Raw genomic sequence first — 17,205 nt, 5'->3', positions numbered from 1 at the left:
AAGGGCGTAGACGCGGTATCATGGCTGGGAACACGAGCGCGCGTCGGCTCCCAGCCCTGCGCAATCGATCGTCGGTAAAGAGGACACGAAGCATGGCCACACGCCGACAACATCGCTCCATCGAGCGCAGGGGAAGCAAAGCCGTGCAATCGGCGCAGCTTTCCGGCGCGGACGCGAGTGCCGAGACCGCTCACACCGTGGTACCGGCTTCGCAGACCCCGCCTTTGGACGATGGGCCGATCGCGGCATCCGGGTCCGACGCCGCGATTCCCGTGGCCGAGACCTTGATGGAGACCGTATCACCGGATGCACTGTTGACCGGACAGGCGGCCGCGGAACCCGTCTTGGTCGCTCCGGAGGCCGCCCCCTCGGACGATGCCCCGTCTCAGGACATCCCGCCCGCCGCCGACGTCGTGACGGCCGTGGCTGAAGACGATGCGACGAGTCACACTTCGTCCGATGTCAGCACTCAAGGCGAGAGCGAACCGGCTCAGGATCTCCTGCTGCCCGCCGAGATCGAACGCGCCATCGCTTCGGCGCAGGATCTCGCCTCGCCGCCGGCGCGCACCACAGCCTTAAGTGCGTCCGCATTGACCGAGATGGCGGCCGCCAACGACACGCTGACAACCTATGTCCGCAACGAGAGCATCGCCACGTTTACACATTGGCGCGCTCTGTCGACGGCGAAGAACCCGGCCGACGCACTGCGCCTCCAGGTTGCCGAAATGCAGCGAGCGGCCGATGCCTCTCTGAGCTGCATCGCGAGCCTCGCGCGCCGGGCAGGACGCATCGCCGCAACGCTCCGCCGCCACTGACACCCCTCGCGCTGACGCCCCGGCGCGTCTAGACATCCCGGTTTCCGCAGCGGCTCCGCCGCCTGCGCCTGCCATTCGGGAGATCGCGATGTTCCATCGGCCGCTGCTCGCCTGCCTCGTCACGGCGACCATCGTCGTCTCACCGAGCGCCCAGGCGCAGATGATGAAGACGCCGGAGGCTCACGCAGCGGCCAAGACCGTGCCGAGTTCGAAGGTCGAAGTCGATCTGTCCTTCGCACCGGTGGTAAAGCGGGCGGCGCCCTCGGTGGTGAACGTCTACGCCTCGCATGTGGAACAGCGCGGCACATCGCGCAGTGCCATGGACGAGTTCATGCGCCGGTTCTTCGGTGAGCAGGGCTCAGGCCGCGGCCAGGGCATGCCAGGCGAGCGGGCGCAGAAGTCGCTTGGCTCCGGCGTCATCGTGGATGAATCAGGCCTTGTCATCACCAACAATCACGTTATCGACAATATGAACGAAGTTCGTGTCTCGCTCTCCGATCGGCGGGAATTCGAGGCGAGCATTGTCCTGCGCGATCCCCGCACCGATCTCGCCGTGATCAAGATCAAGAGCCCCGTCGGCGGTCTCGTCCCCATGCCCATGGGCGATTCGGAGGCCCTTGAGGTCGGTGACTTCGTCATGGCGATCGGCAACCCGTTCGGAGTCGGCCAGACGGTGACGCAGGGCATCGTGTCGGCTCTGGCGCGCACCCAGGTCGGTTCGTCCGACTACCAATTTTTCATCCAGACCGATGCCGCGATCAATCCGGGCAATTCCGGCGGTGCCCTCGTCGATCTCAAGGGTCGACTCGTTGGCATCAACACGGCGATCTATTCGCAATCGGGCGGGAGCCACGGCATCGGCTTCGCCATTCCCACCAGCATGGTCCGCGCCGTCGTCGAGACGGCCAAGGGCGGCGCCACCACCGTGCGTCGCCCCTGGCTCGGGGCGCGGGTGCAGAACGTCACGCCCGACATCGCCGAGAGCATGGGCCTCGACCATCCAACCGGGGTTTTGGTGGCGAGCCTGCAGCCGAAGAGTCCGGCCGAAGAGGCTGGCCTCAAGCGCGGCGACCTGATCCTCACGGTGGACGACAAGGTCGTCGACGATCCGGAAGCCTTCGGCTACCGCTTCGCCCTCAAGGGCATCAGCGGAACCGCGAAGTTTGGTATTCTGCGAGGCACCACGCGCTCCACCGTCTCGGTCAAGCTCGCCTCCGCCCCCGAAACACGGCCTCGCGACGCCGTGAAGGTGCGTACGCGCTCGCCCTTCTACGGGGCCACCCTGGTCAACACCTCGCCCGCCGTAGCGGAGGAACTGCAGAAGGACTTCGCCAGCGAAGGCGTCGCAGTCTCCTCCATCGACGAAGGGTCTATGGCGGCCCGCGCCGGCTTGCAGATTGGTGACGTGATCGTCGCGATCAATGGCGCCCCGGTGACCACAACCAAGGACCTTGAACGCCTGACTCGATCCAGCTCCGGCATGTGGGAGATCGCGATCAACCGAGGCGGGGCTGTGCTGACGTCGGTGTTCGGAGGGTAGAGTCCTCCGTCGGTCCTGGCGGCCGGCATCCTCCCGAACCGGGAACCACCCTTCAGGGTTACGTGCCCGCGCATCGGCACACGTCAAAGGCTCAGGACCATGAACGTCGCGGTTTCCGCGACGGAGCAACCTCCCCAAACCTGTGGGAATTCGAAGTTACGATTGCAACAATCGAGTGCGTGAGTTCGTTTCACAGAGCGTATTTGACGCGACGACGATAAACATCGAATTTTACAATATAATTATAATTTAAAATAGACCTAATATGAAGATTATATTTTATTAAATTCGTTTACCCTTTTCTCGGCATTGGCGATGAGTGTGCAGGCAATGGGGACGCCAATACATGTCGAAAACGAGCTCGTCGTGCCAAGGCACGGCGAGGCCGGCACTGGATCACATTCCCAACTCAGCGGCTTCATCCGCTTCTGCGAGGCTGAAATCGGCCGGGTCTTCGCCGATTACTTCGCTTTCGAGCGTTTCGCGATCGACGACTACGCGACGTTCTGGTCTCTCCTGCTGCGATGGTCCGGATTGCCGGTCTCCGGGTCGAATACCCCGGCCTGCGAAGGCTTGAATTGCGAAACAGCCCGGTTTTTCCCCAACATCACCTTGAACTACGCTGAAGCCGTTCTCACTGCGTGGGACGAGACTGCAATTGCCGTCACGGCCTGTCGTGTCGATGCCCCCGACGAGGCGATCACCCGCGCGGAGTTGCATCGGCGGGTCGCGCGATTGACGGTGGCCTTCCGGCGCCTCGGCATCGCACCAGGTGACCGCATTGTCGCCATCGCCCGCAACCGACCGGAAGCGATGATCGCCGCCCTGGCGACGGCCGCCCTGGGCGCCGTCTTCTCCAGTTGCGCCCCCGACATGGGCGCTCCGGCAATCCTGTCGCGTTTCGGTTCCCTCGCGCCGAAGTTCCTCGTGGCTCATCTGAGCCCGGAACCGTGGGATACCGGCGTACCCGTCGCAGACCGGGTGATGGCGGTGGTCGATGGTCTCCCGACCCTGACTCATGTGGTGTCCCTGGACGCGCATGCGAGCGAGCCGCGCGGCACGGTACCGATCCTGGCCTATGCCGAACTCCTGGCAGAGGGGGACGACGACGCCGTCGCGTGGCCGCGCCTGCCCTTCGACCACCCCCTCTTCATCCTGTTCTCATCGGGAACCACGGGAGTGCCCAAATGCATCGTCCACGGGGTGGGCGGAACGCTCCTCGAACACGTCAAGGAGCATCGGTTGCACGGCGATCTCAGGCCGGGCGACACGCTGTTCTTCCACACCAGCTGCGCCTGGATGATGTGGAACTGGCAGATCTCGGCCCTGGGGAGCGGCGCCGGGATCGTGCTGTTTGACGGCCCGGTCCAGGGCCCGGAGACCCTGTGGCAGGTGGTGGAGCGTCGCGGCGTCACGGTGTTCGGGACGAGCCCGGCCTATCTGCAACTCTGCGAGACCGCCGCCTATGCGCCGCGTGCGCGGCACTCTCTCTTGCACCTTCGCGGCATCCTCTCCACTGGCTCGGTGCTGTACGATCATCAGTTCGACTGGGTAGGCGAGGCGGTCAAGGACGTGCCTCTGCAATCGATATCCGGCGGAACCGATATCCTGGGCTGCTTCGTACTTGGAAACCCGCTCCTGCCCGTGCGCCGGGGAGAAGCACAGTGCCGCAGCCTCGCCCTCGATGTCCGCGCGCTCATCGTGCCGGGGGCGACGGGTCCCATTGGTGAACTCGTCTGTGCCAACCCATTCCCATCGAGACCGTTGGGTCTCTACGGCGACAAGGACGGCGACCGCTTCCATGCGAGCTATTTCGCGCAGAACCCGTCCTTCTGGACCCATGGCGATCTCATCGAGCTGACGCCCCATGGCGGCGCGCGCATCCACGGCCGATCCGACGGCGTCCTGAACATCCGGGGCATCCGTGTCGGCCCCGCGGAGATCTACGCGATCCTGCAATCGATCGATGCGGTGGTGGACGCTCTAGCGGTCGAGCAGCAGGATCCCGGCGGTGCGCGCCTGATCCTCGTCGTCGTCCTACGTGAGGGGCTCGCCCTCACGCCCGACCTCGTGAAGACGATCAACGGACGGCTGGCCAGTCAGGGCTCGATGGCGATGGTCCCCGCCCGTTGCCTTCAGGTCACCGACCTGCCCACGACCTTCAGTGGCAAGCGCTCCGAGGCGGCGGCGCGGGACATCGTGAACGGCCAAGCGGCCCGCAATCGCAGCGCCCTCAGAAACCCGGACAGCCTCGACGAGCTTCGCGACGCTTTGGCGGCATCTGTCGCTCTTCAGGCAGAGGAGGTGGCCAAGGCAGTATCGCGCGGCGACGTGACAAGTGAGGCGGCGCTGGAGGTGGCCCTCCAAGGCATGGTCACGCGCGAGATCGGAATCCCGATCGGTGTCGATGACAACTTCTTCGAGGTCGGCGCGAGCTCGCTGGGAATGTTTTCGCTCCTGACGGAGATCCAGCGCTTCGCCAACCGGGACCTCTCCTTCGGCGCACTCCTCGCAGCGCCCACCGTGAGACTCCTCACCCGGTTGGTCTGGGACGGCCCCGTGGCGGAGGGACAGGACGAATCCGACCAGCCACGCGTGCGGCCGGTCAGACAGGAGGACATCGAGGCGATCTGCCTGCTGCTCAGATCGGGCTTTACCGTCGACACCCTGTCCGTCGCGGAATGGCGGCGCCTGTTCGAGTACGGCTGGATCGAGGAAAAGCCCGATCTCGGCTACGTGCTCACCGTCGGCACCACCATCGTCGGCTTCATCGGCACGGTCTATTCGTACCGTCCGCAAGCGGAAGGGGGGGCGCGCCTCGCCTGCAATCTCTCGTCCTGGTACGTGAAGGATGCGTATCGCGGCTGGGGGTCGTTCCTCCTCGCCGAGGCCATGCGGGCCAAGGGTACTGTCTTCACGAGCCTCACTCCCGGGCCGGAGACGCAGGCCATCATGGATCATATGGCTTTGCCGCGCATGGAGAAGCGGCGCTTCTTCCTGCCGTTCTCGAATCTCTTCACCCTGAACGCGAGGCAGATCCGGATCGATTCCGATCCGGAGATCATCCGTGACCATCTCGGCGACGAGGACCGGCGCATCCTCGACGATCACGCCCCGTTCGAACTCCTTCATCTCCTCGTCCGGGAGGGAGCGGACAGCACCTATCTCATCGTAAAGCGGCGCCGCCTCGGCACGAACCCGCGGATGAGGATTCCGACCTCCGAACTGCTCTATTGTAGCCGGCCGGAAATCCTCGCGCGGCATTTCGAGCGCATCAAACTCGGCATCCTCGCACGACAACGCACCGTGATTCTCGCCGCGCACGAGGGCTTCGTTCCCACCGGCGTGCCGGCCGTTCGGGAAGCCCGCTCCGGACGTTACCGTTCCTCTCACGACATGGCGTCGTCCCATCTCGACCTGCTCTATTCGGAACTCGTGCTGCTTCCGATCTGATCGCGGCCGGGCAACGGGACCGGCGAGCGAGGGGCAGGTGCCCCGAAACGCGGGGACGAGACCTTTTGCGGATTGCGGGATGGCGCAGGCCACGTCTTTTATGCGTCGATGTCCGATCTCTTTGTTTCCGCCGGCCTGAAGAACGATGCGCCGCGCCCGCTCGCCGACCGCCTGCGCCCGCGCTCCCTCGCCGAGGTGGTGGGACAAGAGCACCTGACCGGGCCGGACGGGTCTCTGACCCGTCTCCTCAACGGAAAATCCTTCGGCTCACTCGTGTTCTGGGGTCCGCCGGGCACCGGCAAGACCACGGTAGCGCGCCTCCTGGCCCACGAGACCGATCTCAAGTTCGAACAGATCTCGGCGATCTTTTCCGGCATCGCCGACCTGAAGAAGGTCTTCGAGGCGGCCCGCCAGCGCCGGACGATGGGGCAGGGGACGCTCCTCTTCGTGGACGAGATCCACCGCTTCAACCGTGCGCAGCTCGACGCTTTTCTACCCGTCATGGAGGATGGGACGGTGACGCTCGTGGGTGCCACCACGGAGAATCCGTCCTTCGAGCTCAATGCCGCACTTCTTTCCCGCGCCCGCGTCCTGCTGTTCCGCTCCCTCGACGATGTGGCCATCGCCAAGTTGCTGGTCCGCGCCGAAGCATTGACCGAACGGCCGCTGCCGCTGGACGAAGAAGCGCGCGGCGTCCTGGTCCGCATGGCCGATGGCGACGGGCGAGCCTGCCTGACCCTCGCGGAAGAGGTCTGGCGCTCGGCCAAGCGCGACGAGATCTTCGATGCCGCCACCTTGCCGGAGATCGTCCAGCGCCGTGCGCCGATCTACGACAAGAGCCAGGAAGGCCACTACAATCTCATCAGCGCCCTGCATAAGACCGTGCGCGGTTCCGACCCCGACGCGGCGCTCTACTACCTCTGCCGCATGCTCGACGGCGGGGAGGACAGACTGTTCATCGCCCGGCGCCTGGTACGCATGGCGGTGGAGGATATCGGCCTGGCCGACCCGCAGGCCCTCGTCGTCGCCACCGCCGCCAAGGATGCGTTCGATTTCCTCGGCTCGCCGGAGGGTGAACTCGCACTGGCGCAGGTCACCGTCTATCTCGCCTGCGCGCCGAAATCGAACGCCGTCTACAACGCCTACAAGGCGGCGACGCGTGTGGCCAAGGAGCACGGCTCGCTGCCGCCGCCCCGCACGATCCTCAACGGCTCGACCAAGCTGATGCGCAAGATCGGCTACGGCGAGGGCTACCGCTACGATCACGACGAGCCGGATGCGTTCTCGGGCCAGGATTACTGGCCGGAAGCACTCGGCCGTCAGCACTTCTACCAGCCTACGGACCGGGGCATGGAGACCCGCTACGGCGACCGCCTCGACCATTGGGAGGCCTTGCGGAAGCAGCGCCGTGACGAGGAGCGTTGATCTCTTCGTCCGCCGCGCCTCAATCCTGTGATAGGGCGGCGCTCCACCATGCAGGAAGGGCAGCCTCGACCATGCACGCCTATCGTAGCCTCGCCACCCGGTTCGCCCGCATCGGCGCCGTCGAGGATGCCGCAGGCATCCTCGGTTGGGATGCCCAGACGTCGATGCCCCAAGGCGCTGCGGAGGGCCGGGCCGAGCAGCTTGCCCAGTTGCGGGTCATCACCCATGAGATCCTCACCGCCGCCGAGACCGGCGACCTGATTGCGCAGGCCTCGGACGATGAAGCCGCCCTCGGTGCGTGGGAACGGGCCAATCTGCGTGAGATGCGCCGCGCCTATCTTCACGCCTCGGCCGTGCCGGGCGATCTCGTCGCTGCAAGTTCCAAGGCCTCGTCCCGGTCCGAGATGGTCTGGCGGGAGGCGCGGGCGACATCCGACTTCGCGCAGCTGGCGCCTCTTCTCGCCGAGACCCTGCGCCTGCAACGGGAGGTCGGCGAGGCCAAAGGCGCGGCCCTGGGTCTCGCCCCCTACGACGCGCTCCTCGACGGCTACGATCCCGGCATGCGGCGGGCCGCGATCGATCCGCCCTTTTCCGGGCTTCGCGCCACCCTGCCGGATCTGATCGGAACGATCCGGGACCGGCAGGCGGCGATGCCGGCGCCGATCCCGCTGCCGGGGCCGTTCCCGGTGGCAGCGCAGAAAGCCCTTGGGCTGACCCTGATGCGCGCCGCTGGGTTCGACTTCGAGCGCGGGCGGCTCGATGTCAGCCTGCACCCGTTCTGCGGCGGGGCCACCGACGACGTGCGCATCACCACGCGCTACGACGAAGCCGACGCCACCCCCGCCCTGATGGGGGTGCTCCACGAGACCGGCCATGCCCTCTACGAGCAGGGTCGGCCGGCCGCATGGCTCCATCAGCCCGTGGGGAATGCCCGAGGAATGAGCCTGCACGAGAGCCAGTCGCTGCTGATCGAGATGCAGGCCTGCCGCTCCGCTGAGTTCTGCGCCTACCTCGCGCCTCGCTTACGTGAAGCCTTTGGTGGTGAGGGGAGCGCCTGGGACGCCGACAATCTGCACCGCCTCTACACGCAGGTTGAGCCGGGCCTGATCCGGGTCGATGCCGACGAGGTGACCTATCCGGCTCACATCCTCCTCCGCTACGACCTCGAAACGGCGATGATCGCCGGCGACCTCGCGGTGGCAGATCTGCCGGGCGCGTTCGACGAGGGCATGCGCGGCTTGCTCGGTCTCCGCGTACCGAACGACCGGCTCGGCTGCCTGCAGGACATACACTGGCCCGGCGGCAGCTTCGGCTATTTTCCGACCTATACCCTCGGCGCCATGGCGGCGGCGCAGCTCTTCCGAGCCGCACGCGAGAGCCGGCCCGGCATCCCCGCCGATCTGGCGGAGGGTGACTTCACCGCCCTGCGCAGCTGGCTGCGCGGGAACGTGCACGGGCGCGGCAGTCTCATGGAGACCGACGAACTGCTTGTCGCTGCCACCGGCAGGCCCCTCGGCTCCGAGGATTACATGCGCCACCTGCGCCACCGCTATCTCGGGGACGTCTGAACCTGCATATCGGCCGGTTGCGAATCGATGGCGCCGGAGCGATCCCTTGCATCGTCGCGCCCGCTTCGGATTTTCCCTCCGATCTGCGAGGCTATGCCGAGGGTCGATCCAACCGTCCGACCCGTCCGGCTTCTGGGAAAGGCTCGTGCACATGGTCGTCATCGTCGCAGTGATCGGAATCGTGGGTGCCGTCCTGTTCTGGATCATCCGCGCGCACGGCACTGCGACGGCGCTGAGGGAGGTCAACCGAGACACGAAGGGTCTTCAGCGTCGGGCGAAATCGACCCTGGAGGACATCATCGGCACGCCTCTGAAGCGAGTGCGTGACGTCAGGCTCGCAGCGGTGATCCTGATGATCCAGCTGGTGCGCACGGGCAGCCCTGTCACCGCCGCGGAAAAGACCAAGATCCTGGAATTCATGGATTCTCCGCTGCAGATCGACTCCATCTCGGCCACGTTCGAGCGGGCCTGGACCTACACCGAGGCGCGGCGGCCGTTCTCCCTCGTGGCCGACGACCTGCTGCCCCTGCTGCGGGACAATCTCACCGAGGCCGAGCGCCTGCACCTCATCGACATGCTCTCGCAAGTCGCCAGTGCCCATTCCGCCGCCAGCGAATTGCAGCGCGAGGCGATCGTGCGGCTCAAGCGCCGTCTCACCGGCGCGAGCCCTGCGCTGAAGGCGAGCCGGGCCGGCGATTTCGGGCGCTGAGACCGGTGGACCCGGCGGAGCTGAGCCTGTAGGTCGGCGGCCCCCCTTTCCAGCGGACAGACCGTCCGGAGATCCTACATGGCGGCCTGCGGCCTCGATTTCGGCACGTCCAATACCACGCTCGGCCTCGTCACCGAGGGGCGGCCCGCCCTGTTGCGGCTCGAGGGCGACCACGTCACGATTCCCAGCGCGATCTTCTTCCCGCCGGGTGGGACGCCCCTCGTCGGCCGCGCGGCCATGGCGGAATATGTCGAAGGCACGCCGGGCCGGCTGATGCGCAGTCTCAAATCGGTACTCGGTTCCTCTCTGCTCGAAGAGACGACGCCGGTGGGACGTGAGCGGATACGCTTCCGAGACGTCATCGCCCGCTACCTCTCCGCGGTGAAGACGCGGGCCGAGGCGCAGGCGGACACCGGCATCGACACCGTGGTCCACGGCCGCCCGGTCCATTTCGTCGATGGCGATCCGGAGGGCGACGCCCGTGCAGAGGATGCCCTCCGCGAGATCGCCAGGAGCATCGGCTTCCGCCACGTCTCGTTCCAGTACGAGCCCATCGCCGCGGCGCTCGATTACGAGCAGCAGGTGACGGGAGAGGAAATCGCGCTCATCGCGGATATCGGCGGCGGCACCTCCGACTTCTCCATCGTGCGGCTCTCGCCGGAGCGCCATGCCAAGGTGGACCGGTCAGGTGACATCCTCGCCAATGATGGCGTTCGGATTGGTGGAACCGATTTCGACCGGCGCCTCAGCCTCGGAACCGTGATGCCGTTGTTCGGCCTCGGCAGCCCGATGAATCGGGGCGACCTCGACGTGCCGAGTGGGTATTTCCACGACCTCGCCACTTGGTCGAGCATCAACCGGCTCTACAACGCCAAGACCTTGCGCGAGATCGAAGAGGTCCGTCGCGACGCGCGCCGGCCGGACCTGATCGCTCGGCTCTACACCGTGGTGGAGGCCGAGCGCGGGCATTCCCTGGCGATGGAGGTCGAAGGCGCCAAGATCGCCGCCTCGGATGCGGGCCAGGGCGGCGTGGCCCTTGGCTGGGTCGAGCCGGGCCTCGCCGCCAATCTCGACCATGCCGGCCTCGTGGCGCAGACGGAGGAGCTCTCGCGGAGAATCGCGGAGCGGATCGGGCGCTGCCTGAACCAAGCGGGATTGCCGGCCGAGGGTATCGACGCCCTGTTCCTCACCGGCGGGTCTACGGGGCTGCCGCATGTCCGCGCCGCCCTGGTGGCGGGCGTGCCGAACGCCCGCGTGGTCGACGGAGACACGTTCGGCTCGGTCGGGACCGGTCTCACCATCGAGGCGGGCCGCCGCGCGGCCTGATCTTCGGTTCACGCAGGCCCCCGTTCTCGAAGCGCTTTGCCCAGAGGGGCGAGGGTGTTACGAGCACCCGATGACCACCAGACCACCATCACGCGGCAATGCCGGGCGCAAAGGTTCCGGCGCCGGAAAGGGGAGGCCGCCGGGCAGCGGCGGCAAGCCCTACCGTCCCGGCAAGCCCGGCGCGTTCCGTAGGCCCGACCGCGAGGGCACCGGCCCGCGCACCAGCGCCCTCGACGCCGCCCAGCGCGCGGCGCAGTTGCGCGGCGACGCCGACAAGCGCGCCCCCTGGCGCCCCGGCGATGCCCCCGAGGCGACGGCCGACGACGAAGCCTCGGTTCCCCGTGCTCCTCGGACGCGGGCGCCGCGCAACGAGGTCGCGGCGAAAGCCTTCGATGCGCCGCGCCCGCGCCGTGCCGGCACCAAGCCCCCGGAACCTGCGGTCGAAGGACCGACCCGGCGCGAGCAGCGCGCGGCCGCCTCCGCGACCCTCGCCTCCGGCGTGCAGACGCTGATCGTGGAGGAAGACGAGGCCGAGATGCGGATCGACCGCTTCCTCACAACGCGCTTCCCGCAGCTTCCTTTCACCCGTGTCCAGAGCATCGTCCGCAAGGGCGAGTTGCGGGTGGACGGCAAGCGCGCCAAGCCGAACGACCGCCTCCTGCCGGGCATGAGCGTGCGGGTGCCGCCCCTGAAGCTCGACCCCGTGGCGGAACGGCCGCGCAGCGCGGCGCGTGACGCCACCGATGCCGACTTCCTGCGCTCGCTCATCCTCTACGAGGATGCAGACATGATGGTGCTGAACAAGCCCTTCGGCCTCGCGGTTCAGGGCGGTTCCGGCACCGTGCGCCACGTGGATGGGTTGCTGGAGGTCCTGACCGGACCGGACGGGCAGAAGCCACGTCTCGTCCACCGCCTCGACAAGGACACGGCCGGCTGTCTCATCGTCGCCAAGACGCGCCTCGCGGCAGCGACCCTCGCCAAAAGCTTCCGCTCGCGGTCCGCCCGCAAGGTCTACTGGGCGCTCACCGCCGGTGTCCCGCGCGTGCCTCAGGGCCGGATCTCGACTTACCTCGCCAAGGAGGAAGCCCCCGACGGCGACGCCCGGATGCGGGTGGCCCAGCACGGTGACGACGGCGCCGCCCACGCACTGACCTATTACGCCATGGTCGACAACGCGGCCCAGAAGCTGTCCTGGCTATCTCTGAAGCCCGTGACGGGGCGCACGCACCAGCTCCGTGCCCATGCCGCACATATCGGTCATCCCATTGTCGGCGATCCGAAATATTTCAGCGTCGAGAACTGGGCATTGCCGGGAGGCATCCAGAACCGGTTGCACTTGCTGGCACGCCGCATCGTCATCCCGCATCCGCGCACGCTGAAGCCGGTGGACGTGACCGCGCCCCTGCCGCCGCACATGGCCCAGAGCTGGAACCTGCTGGGCTTCGACGCCTCGCGCTACGATCCCATCGTCGAGGCGCCGGAAGCGTGATCCACGCGGGCCGCATCGGTGGGGAGTGTCCGCGGATGCGCCTTGGCAATCGGGCGCCATGCCTTATCCTTGTGGTCGACCTCACCCGTCGTTGCAGCGAGAAACCATGCCGATGACGTTCGCGACCATGGCCAGCACCGCCTTGATCGGCCTGTTCGTGTGCTTCGGATCAGCGTCGCTGACCTCCGAGGCTGTGGCGCAGGCGACGGGTCCACAGCAGACCCAGCCGAGTCCTGCGGCAAAAGCGACTCCCATTCCTGCAGCGCAGAATCCGGCTCCGCCGGCTCCCTCCGTCGGTCGCCATGGATCGCAGGCGCGGACGGGCGACCGCAGGCGGCGGTCCTATGCCAGCTGCAACCGGCTGTCTCACGCGCGCGGCCTGCGCGGCGGGGTGCGGCGGCGCTTCCTGATCCGGTGCAAGCTCGGCTACGAACGCCAGAAGCCCGGTCAGGCTCCAGCCCAGCAGACCCCACAAGGACGCCAGCCGTGATGCTGCCAGGCGGGACAGTCCCGTGAAGCTCGTTGTCTTCGACGTCGACGGGACGCTCGTCGACAGCCAGCACCTCATCGTCGCCGCGCAAGGCATGGCATTCGCCGAACACGGCATCGAAGCGCCCGCGCGCGCGGTGTCCCTGTCCGTCGTTGGACTCTCGCTACCGCAAGCCTTCCGGCGTCTCGTGGGCGAGGGTGGGCCGGTGGAGGGTCTGTCGGAGAGCTACAAGCGCGCCTTCAATACCCTGCGCCTCGACCCCGCCTATGAGGAACCGCTGTTCCCCGGTATGGGCGACCTCATCGAACGCCTGCGCGCTCGCGACGACCTTCGGCTCGGGCTCGCTACAGGCAAGTCCCGGCGCGGGGTCGACCGTCTGATCGAGAGTCACGGATGGGGCGACGTCTTCGCCACCATCCAGACCGCGGACGATGCGCCATCCAAGCCGGACCCGGCGATGCTGCATCAGGCAATGGCCGAGGTGGGCGCGTTGCCGGAGACCACTGTAATGATCGGAGACACCACCTACGACATGGACATGGCGGTGAGTGCCGGGGCGGCCGCCATCGGTGTTGCCTGGGGTTATCACCCGCCGGGCGCCTTGCTCGGAGCCGGGGCGGTGATCGTTGTGGAAACCGCTTCCGCCCTGGCGGACCTGTTCTCGGGAAGTTTTCACGAGGCGGTCAGCGTCCCCATCGTCGGTGATCTCGCTCCCGAATAGACGCAGCAAGCGAACGGAGATCCGTCCCGCTCGGTGCTCGCGGGCTGCTGCGCGATGCGCTAGAACCCCGCTCCATGAGCAACGACGATCCCGCCGGCTGGCTCGGCGCCTCCGATGCCCCTCCCGTCCACGACCCGCACCGGGCCGTGCGCGCGCAGACGCGTATCGCCCTGCCGAAGCGGTTCTACGCGGAGGCCGATCTCGCCGAAGACGAAGGCGGGTTTCGCCTGATTCTCGACGGACGGTCCGCCAACACGCCGGCACGCAAACCGCTGCGCCTGCCAACGCGGGCGCTCGCCGAGGCCGTGGCCGCCGAATGGGCGGCGCAGGTCGACGTCATCGATCCGTCGACCATGCCGTTGACGCGCCTCGCCAATACCGCCATCGACGGCGTAGCCCCCCGCCGGGAGGCGGTGATCGACGACCTTTCGGCCTATGCCGGGACGGATCTCGTCGCCTACCGCGCCGCCGACCCGGAACGCCTCGTGGCCGATCAAGCCCGAGCCTGGGACCCTATTATCGACTGGGCATACGAGACGTACAACGCACGCCTCATTCTCAGCGAGGGGGTGATGCACGTCACCCAGCCAGAGACGTCGGTGACCGCCTTGCGCGGCGCGGTCGAGGCGGTCGAAGGTCCGTTCCGGCTGGCGGCTCTCCATACGATGACGACGCTCACGGGCTCCCTCCTCATCGCCCTCGCCACCTTGCAGGGACGCCTGACATCACAGGACGCATGGGCCGCGGCGCATGTGGATGAATCCTACCAAGCCAGTGTTTGGGGAAGCGACGCCGAGGCGGAAGCACGCCACGCCCTGCGCAAAGCCGAGTTCGTGTCCGCAGCGAAGCTGGCAAAGCTTGCCCGTTAAATCCATTTTCGCTGCCTGTCCTCCGTGCTAAGGCGCATTTGACTCTGAACCGCCAAGCCCTGCCGCCGGATGCCGCATGGCTTCACCTCCTCGCACCCATCTCAAGGCTCACCGCGCATGAAGGATATTCTCGAGAAGCTCGAAGAGCGGCGCGCTCAGGCTCGCCTCGGCGGCGGCGAAAACCGCGTCGTGGCCCAGCACAAGCGTGGCAAGCTGACGGCGCGCGAGCGCATCGAGCTCCTCCTCGACCATGGGTCGTTCGAGGAATTCGACATGTTCGTGCAGCACCGCTCCACCGATTTCGGGATGGAGAAACAAAAGATTCCCGGTGACGGCGTGGTCACTGGCTGGGGCACCATCAACGGCCGCACCGTCTTCCTGTTCTCGAAGGACTTTACGGTCTTCGGCGGCTCGCTCTCCGAGACGCATGCTGCCAAGATCGTCAAGGTCCAGGACATGGCGCTGAAGATGCGCGCTCCCATCATCGGCATTTTTGACGCTGGCGGCGCGCGCATCCAGGAGGGCGTGGCCGCGCTCGGCGGCTACGGCGAGGTCTTCCGCCGCAACGTCGCCGCCTCGGGCGTCATCCCGCAGATCTCCGTCATCATGGGCCCCTGCGCCGGCGGCGACGTCTATTCGCCGGCGATGACCGACTTCATCTTCATGGTCCGCGATACGAGCTACATGTTCGTCACCGGCCCCGACGTGGTGAAAACCGTGACCAACGAGGTGGTGACGGCCGAGGAACTCGGGGGCGCCAAGGTCCACACCACCAAGTCCTCCATCGCCGACGGATCGTTCGAGAACGACGTGGAGGCGCTCCTCCAAGTCCGCCGCCTCGTCGACTTCCTGCCCGCCAACAACATCGACGGCGTGCCGGAGATCGAGAGCTTCGACGACCCGCTACGCCTCGACAAGTCTCTCGATACCCTGATCCCGGACAATCCGAATAAGCCCTACGACATGGGCGAACTCATCCGGCGGGTCGCCGACGAAGGCGATTTCTTCGAGATCCAGGCCACCTACGCCCGCAACATCATGACCGGCTTCGGCCGCATCGAGGGCCGTACCGTCGGCTTCGTCGCCAACCAGCCGATGGTGCTGGCCGGCGTGCTCGATTCGGACGCTTCCCGCAAGGCCGCCCGCTTCGTGCGCTTCTGCGACGCGTTCTCGATCCCGATCGTGACGTTCGTCGACGTGCCGGGCTTCCTGCCGGGCACCGCCCAGGAATACGGCGGCCTGATCAAGCACGGCGCCAAGCTGCTCTTCGCCTACAGCCAAGCGACGGTGCCGCTCGTCACCATCATCACGCGAAAAGCCTTCGGCGGTGCCTACGACGTGATGGCTTCCAAGCATGTGGGCGCCGACATCAACTACGCGTGGCCGACCGCGCAGATCGCGGTGATGGGCGCCAAGGGCGCGGTGGAGATCATTTTCCGGAGCGAGATCGGCGACACCGACAAGATCGCGGCACGGACCAGCGAGTACGAGGACCGTTTCCTCTCGCCTTTCGTCGCGGCCGAGCGCGGCTATATCGACGAAGTGATCATGCCCCACTCGACCCGCAAGCGCATCGCGCGGGCGTTGGGGATGCTCCGCACCAAGGAAATGGAGCAGCCCTGGAAGAAGCACGACAACATCCCGCTCTGAGGGATGGCATCATCGGGGCTCCCTGCTTAGGGGGCCCTTTTTCCGTCCGACTGCCGCGGCGCGGACGCGGAGCCGAAACCTAAACATCTCAGCGGCGGAGATGGCGCTTTCGCCTATTCCATCTCGACCTGATGCTGAGAAGTGGTTCGATGAAACGGCCGGACGTGCTCAGCCGGCCGTTCGCTCGAAGATCAGGTTCAGCCGAGTGCGGGCTGTCTGACGGTAGCCGCGGGCCTTGAGCAGGCCGACGAGGTCGATCTGCCACTGCGCCGTGCCATCCTCGATGATGAGAAGGCGAGGATGCAGGGAGACCGGCGCCTCGCGGAAGAACGGCTCCAGGATCAGATCCTCGGCGCCCTCCACATCGAGCTTGATCGCGTCGATCCGGGTAATGCCCTCGCCCTGGGCGAGACCCAGCAGAGTGACCGCCGGCACACGGATCTGCGCGCCCTCGTTCGTGCCGACGATCTTCAGGCTCGATTCGCCACGGTTGCGCGGGTCCACAAACAGCGTCAGTTCGCCGGCCTTGTCGGCCACCGCGCAGGCCACCGCCTTCACCGTACCGAACGGGTTCTGGGCAATGTTGTAAGTCAGCCGGTCGAACACGTCGGGCTGCGGCTCGACGGCGAGGATGCGGGAGCGCGGACCGGCAAAAGCGGCCACGAACAGGGCGTAGGCACCGATGTTGGCGCCGATGTCGAGGAAGGTGCAGCCCGGCTCCAGCCGTGCGGCCAACAGCGCACGTTCTTCGGGATCGAAGAATTGCGGGGTGAACAGCACCTTCTTCTCGCAATTGTTGTTGTAGGGATGCAGCCGCATGCGCGCACCGAACCGCTCTACATCGAGGGGCTGTCCATGCAGCATCGTGATGGCCAGCCTGCGCAGGAAGAATCCAATGCGCCGCCCTGCCCAACTCTTGCCGGAGAGCGTCACCGTGCGATCGGTGATGCGCGCCACGAGCCCCTTGGGCGCATAGGTGCCGAAAGGCCGGATGGCGGAAGTTTGCGTGTCAGTCATTGAGGCGCGTGATGCCAGCCCGACAGGCGCACGGCAAGCATCCGATGTCGTTCGACGCCGATGGCTAGGCCTGCATAAAACGACGGCATGCCCATAAAGAACGCAGACTCCAGATTATCGTCTGCGCAGGCGG

General features: G+C 66.6%; 13 protein-coding genes. 12 read left to right on the top strand and 1 reads right to left on the bottom strand.

Features of this window, described 5'->3' with window-relative positions:
* The first annotated feature begins 143 nt into the window (after positions 1 to 143).
* The 12 genes from MKK51_RS23850 to MKK51_RS23795 all read left to right on the top strand — a co-directional run bounded on the left by MKK51_RS23850 (position 144) and on the right by MKK51_RS23795 (position 16,055).
* Positions 144 to 815, top strand: a complete 672-nt coding sequence (locus MKK51_RS23850; RefSeq protein WP_243981675.1) for a hypothetical protein — start codon at positions 144 to 146, stop codon at positions 813 to 815.
* Between the two features lie 88 nt (positions 816 to 903).
* Positions 904 to 2,355, top strand: coding sequence for a DegQ family serine endoprotease (locus tag MKK51_RS23845; RefSeq protein ID WP_243981673.1), 1,452 nt, complete (start codon positions 904 to 906; stop codon positions 2,353 to 2,355).
* A gap of 366 nt (positions 2,356 to 2,721) precedes the next feature.
* Positions 2,722 to 5,808 (top strand): acetoacetate--CoA ligase, encoded by a 3,087-nt coding sequence (locus MKK51_RS23840; RefSeq protein ID WP_243981671.1) that lies wholly within the window; start codon positions 2,722 to 2,724, stop codon positions 5,806 to 5,808.
* Positions 5,809 to 5,916: 108 nt separating this feature from the next.
* Complete coding sequence (locus MKK51_RS23835; protein WP_243981668.1) at positions 5,917 to 7,233, top strand: replication-associated recombination protein A; 1,317 nt, start codon at positions 5,917 to 5,919, stop codon at positions 7,231 to 7,233.
* A gap of 71 nt (positions 7,234 to 7,304) precedes the next feature.
* Positions 7,305 to 8,801: a carboxypeptidase M32 gene (locus tag MKK51_RS23830; RefSeq protein ID WP_243981667.1), complete on the top strand. Its 1,497-nt coding sequence runs from the start codon at positions 7,305 to 7,307 to the stop codon at positions 8,799 to 8,801.
* A 151-nt stretch (positions 8,802 to 8,952) separates the two neighbouring features.
* Complete coding sequence (locus MKK51_RS23825) at positions 8,953 to 9,510, top strand: TerB family tellurite resistance protein (RefSeq protein WP_243981666.1); 558 nt, start codon at positions 8,953 to 8,955, stop codon at positions 9,508 to 9,510.
* A 78-nt stretch (positions 9,511 to 9,588) separates the two neighbouring features.
* Entirely contained in the window at positions 9,589 to 10,836 is a 1,248-nt protein-coding gene (locus tag MKK51_RS23820; protein WP_227437421.1) for an Hsp70 family protein, read from the top strand.
* A gap of 70 nt (positions 10,837 to 10,906) precedes the next feature.
* Complete coding sequence (locus MKK51_RS23815; protein ID WP_243981665.1) at positions 10,907 to 12,325, top strand: RluA family pseudouridine synthase; 1,419 nt, start codon at positions 10,907 to 10,909, stop codon at positions 12,323 to 12,325.
* Positions 12,326 to 12,431: 106 nt separating this feature from the next.
* On the top strand, positions 12,432 to 12,815 hold the full coding sequence (locus MKK51_RS23810; protein WP_243981664.1) for a hypothetical protein: 384 nt from the start codon (positions 12,432 to 12,434) through the stop codon (positions 12,813 to 12,815).
* Positions 12,816 to 12,837: 22 nt separating this feature from the next.
* Positions 12,838 to 13,536, top strand: a complete 699-nt coding sequence (locus tag MKK51_RS23805) for an HAD-IA family hydrolase (RefSeq protein ID WP_243981662.1) — start codon at positions 12,838 to 12,840, stop codon at positions 13,534 to 13,536.
* A gap of 74 nt (positions 13,537 to 13,610) precedes the next feature.
* Positions 13,611 to 14,405, top strand: coding sequence for an ATP12 family chaperone protein (locus tag MKK51_RS23800; protein ID WP_243981660.1), 795 nt, complete (start codon positions 13,611 to 13,613; stop codon positions 14,403 to 14,405).
* 117 nt (positions 14,406 to 14,522) lie between these two features.
* The gene (locus tag MKK51_RS23795; RefSeq protein ID WP_018044502.1) at positions 14,523 to 16,055 is read left to right on the top strand and encodes an acyl-CoA carboxylase subunit beta; all 1,533 of its coding nucleotides are present in this window, start codon (positions 14,523 to 14,525) and stop codon (positions 16,053 to 16,055) included.
* Positions 16,056 to 16,223: 168 nt separating this feature from the next.
* Here the strand turns inward: MKK51_RS23795 and MKK51_RS23790 are convergent, their stop codons facing one another.
* Entirely contained in the window at positions 16,224 to 17,072 is an 849-nt protein-coding gene (locus MKK51_RS23790; RefSeq protein ID WP_243981658.1) for an FkbM family methyltransferase, read from the bottom strand.
* Between the last annotated feature and the right edge of the window lie 133 nt (positions 17,073 to 17,205).

The organism is Methylobacterium sp. E-045, from assembly GCF_022829685.1.
Classification (GTDB): Bacteria; Pseudomonadota; Alphaproteobacteria; order Rhizobiales; family Beijerinckiaceae; genus Methylobacterium.
This window is presented reverse-complemented; position numbering and strand designations above follow the sequence as displayed.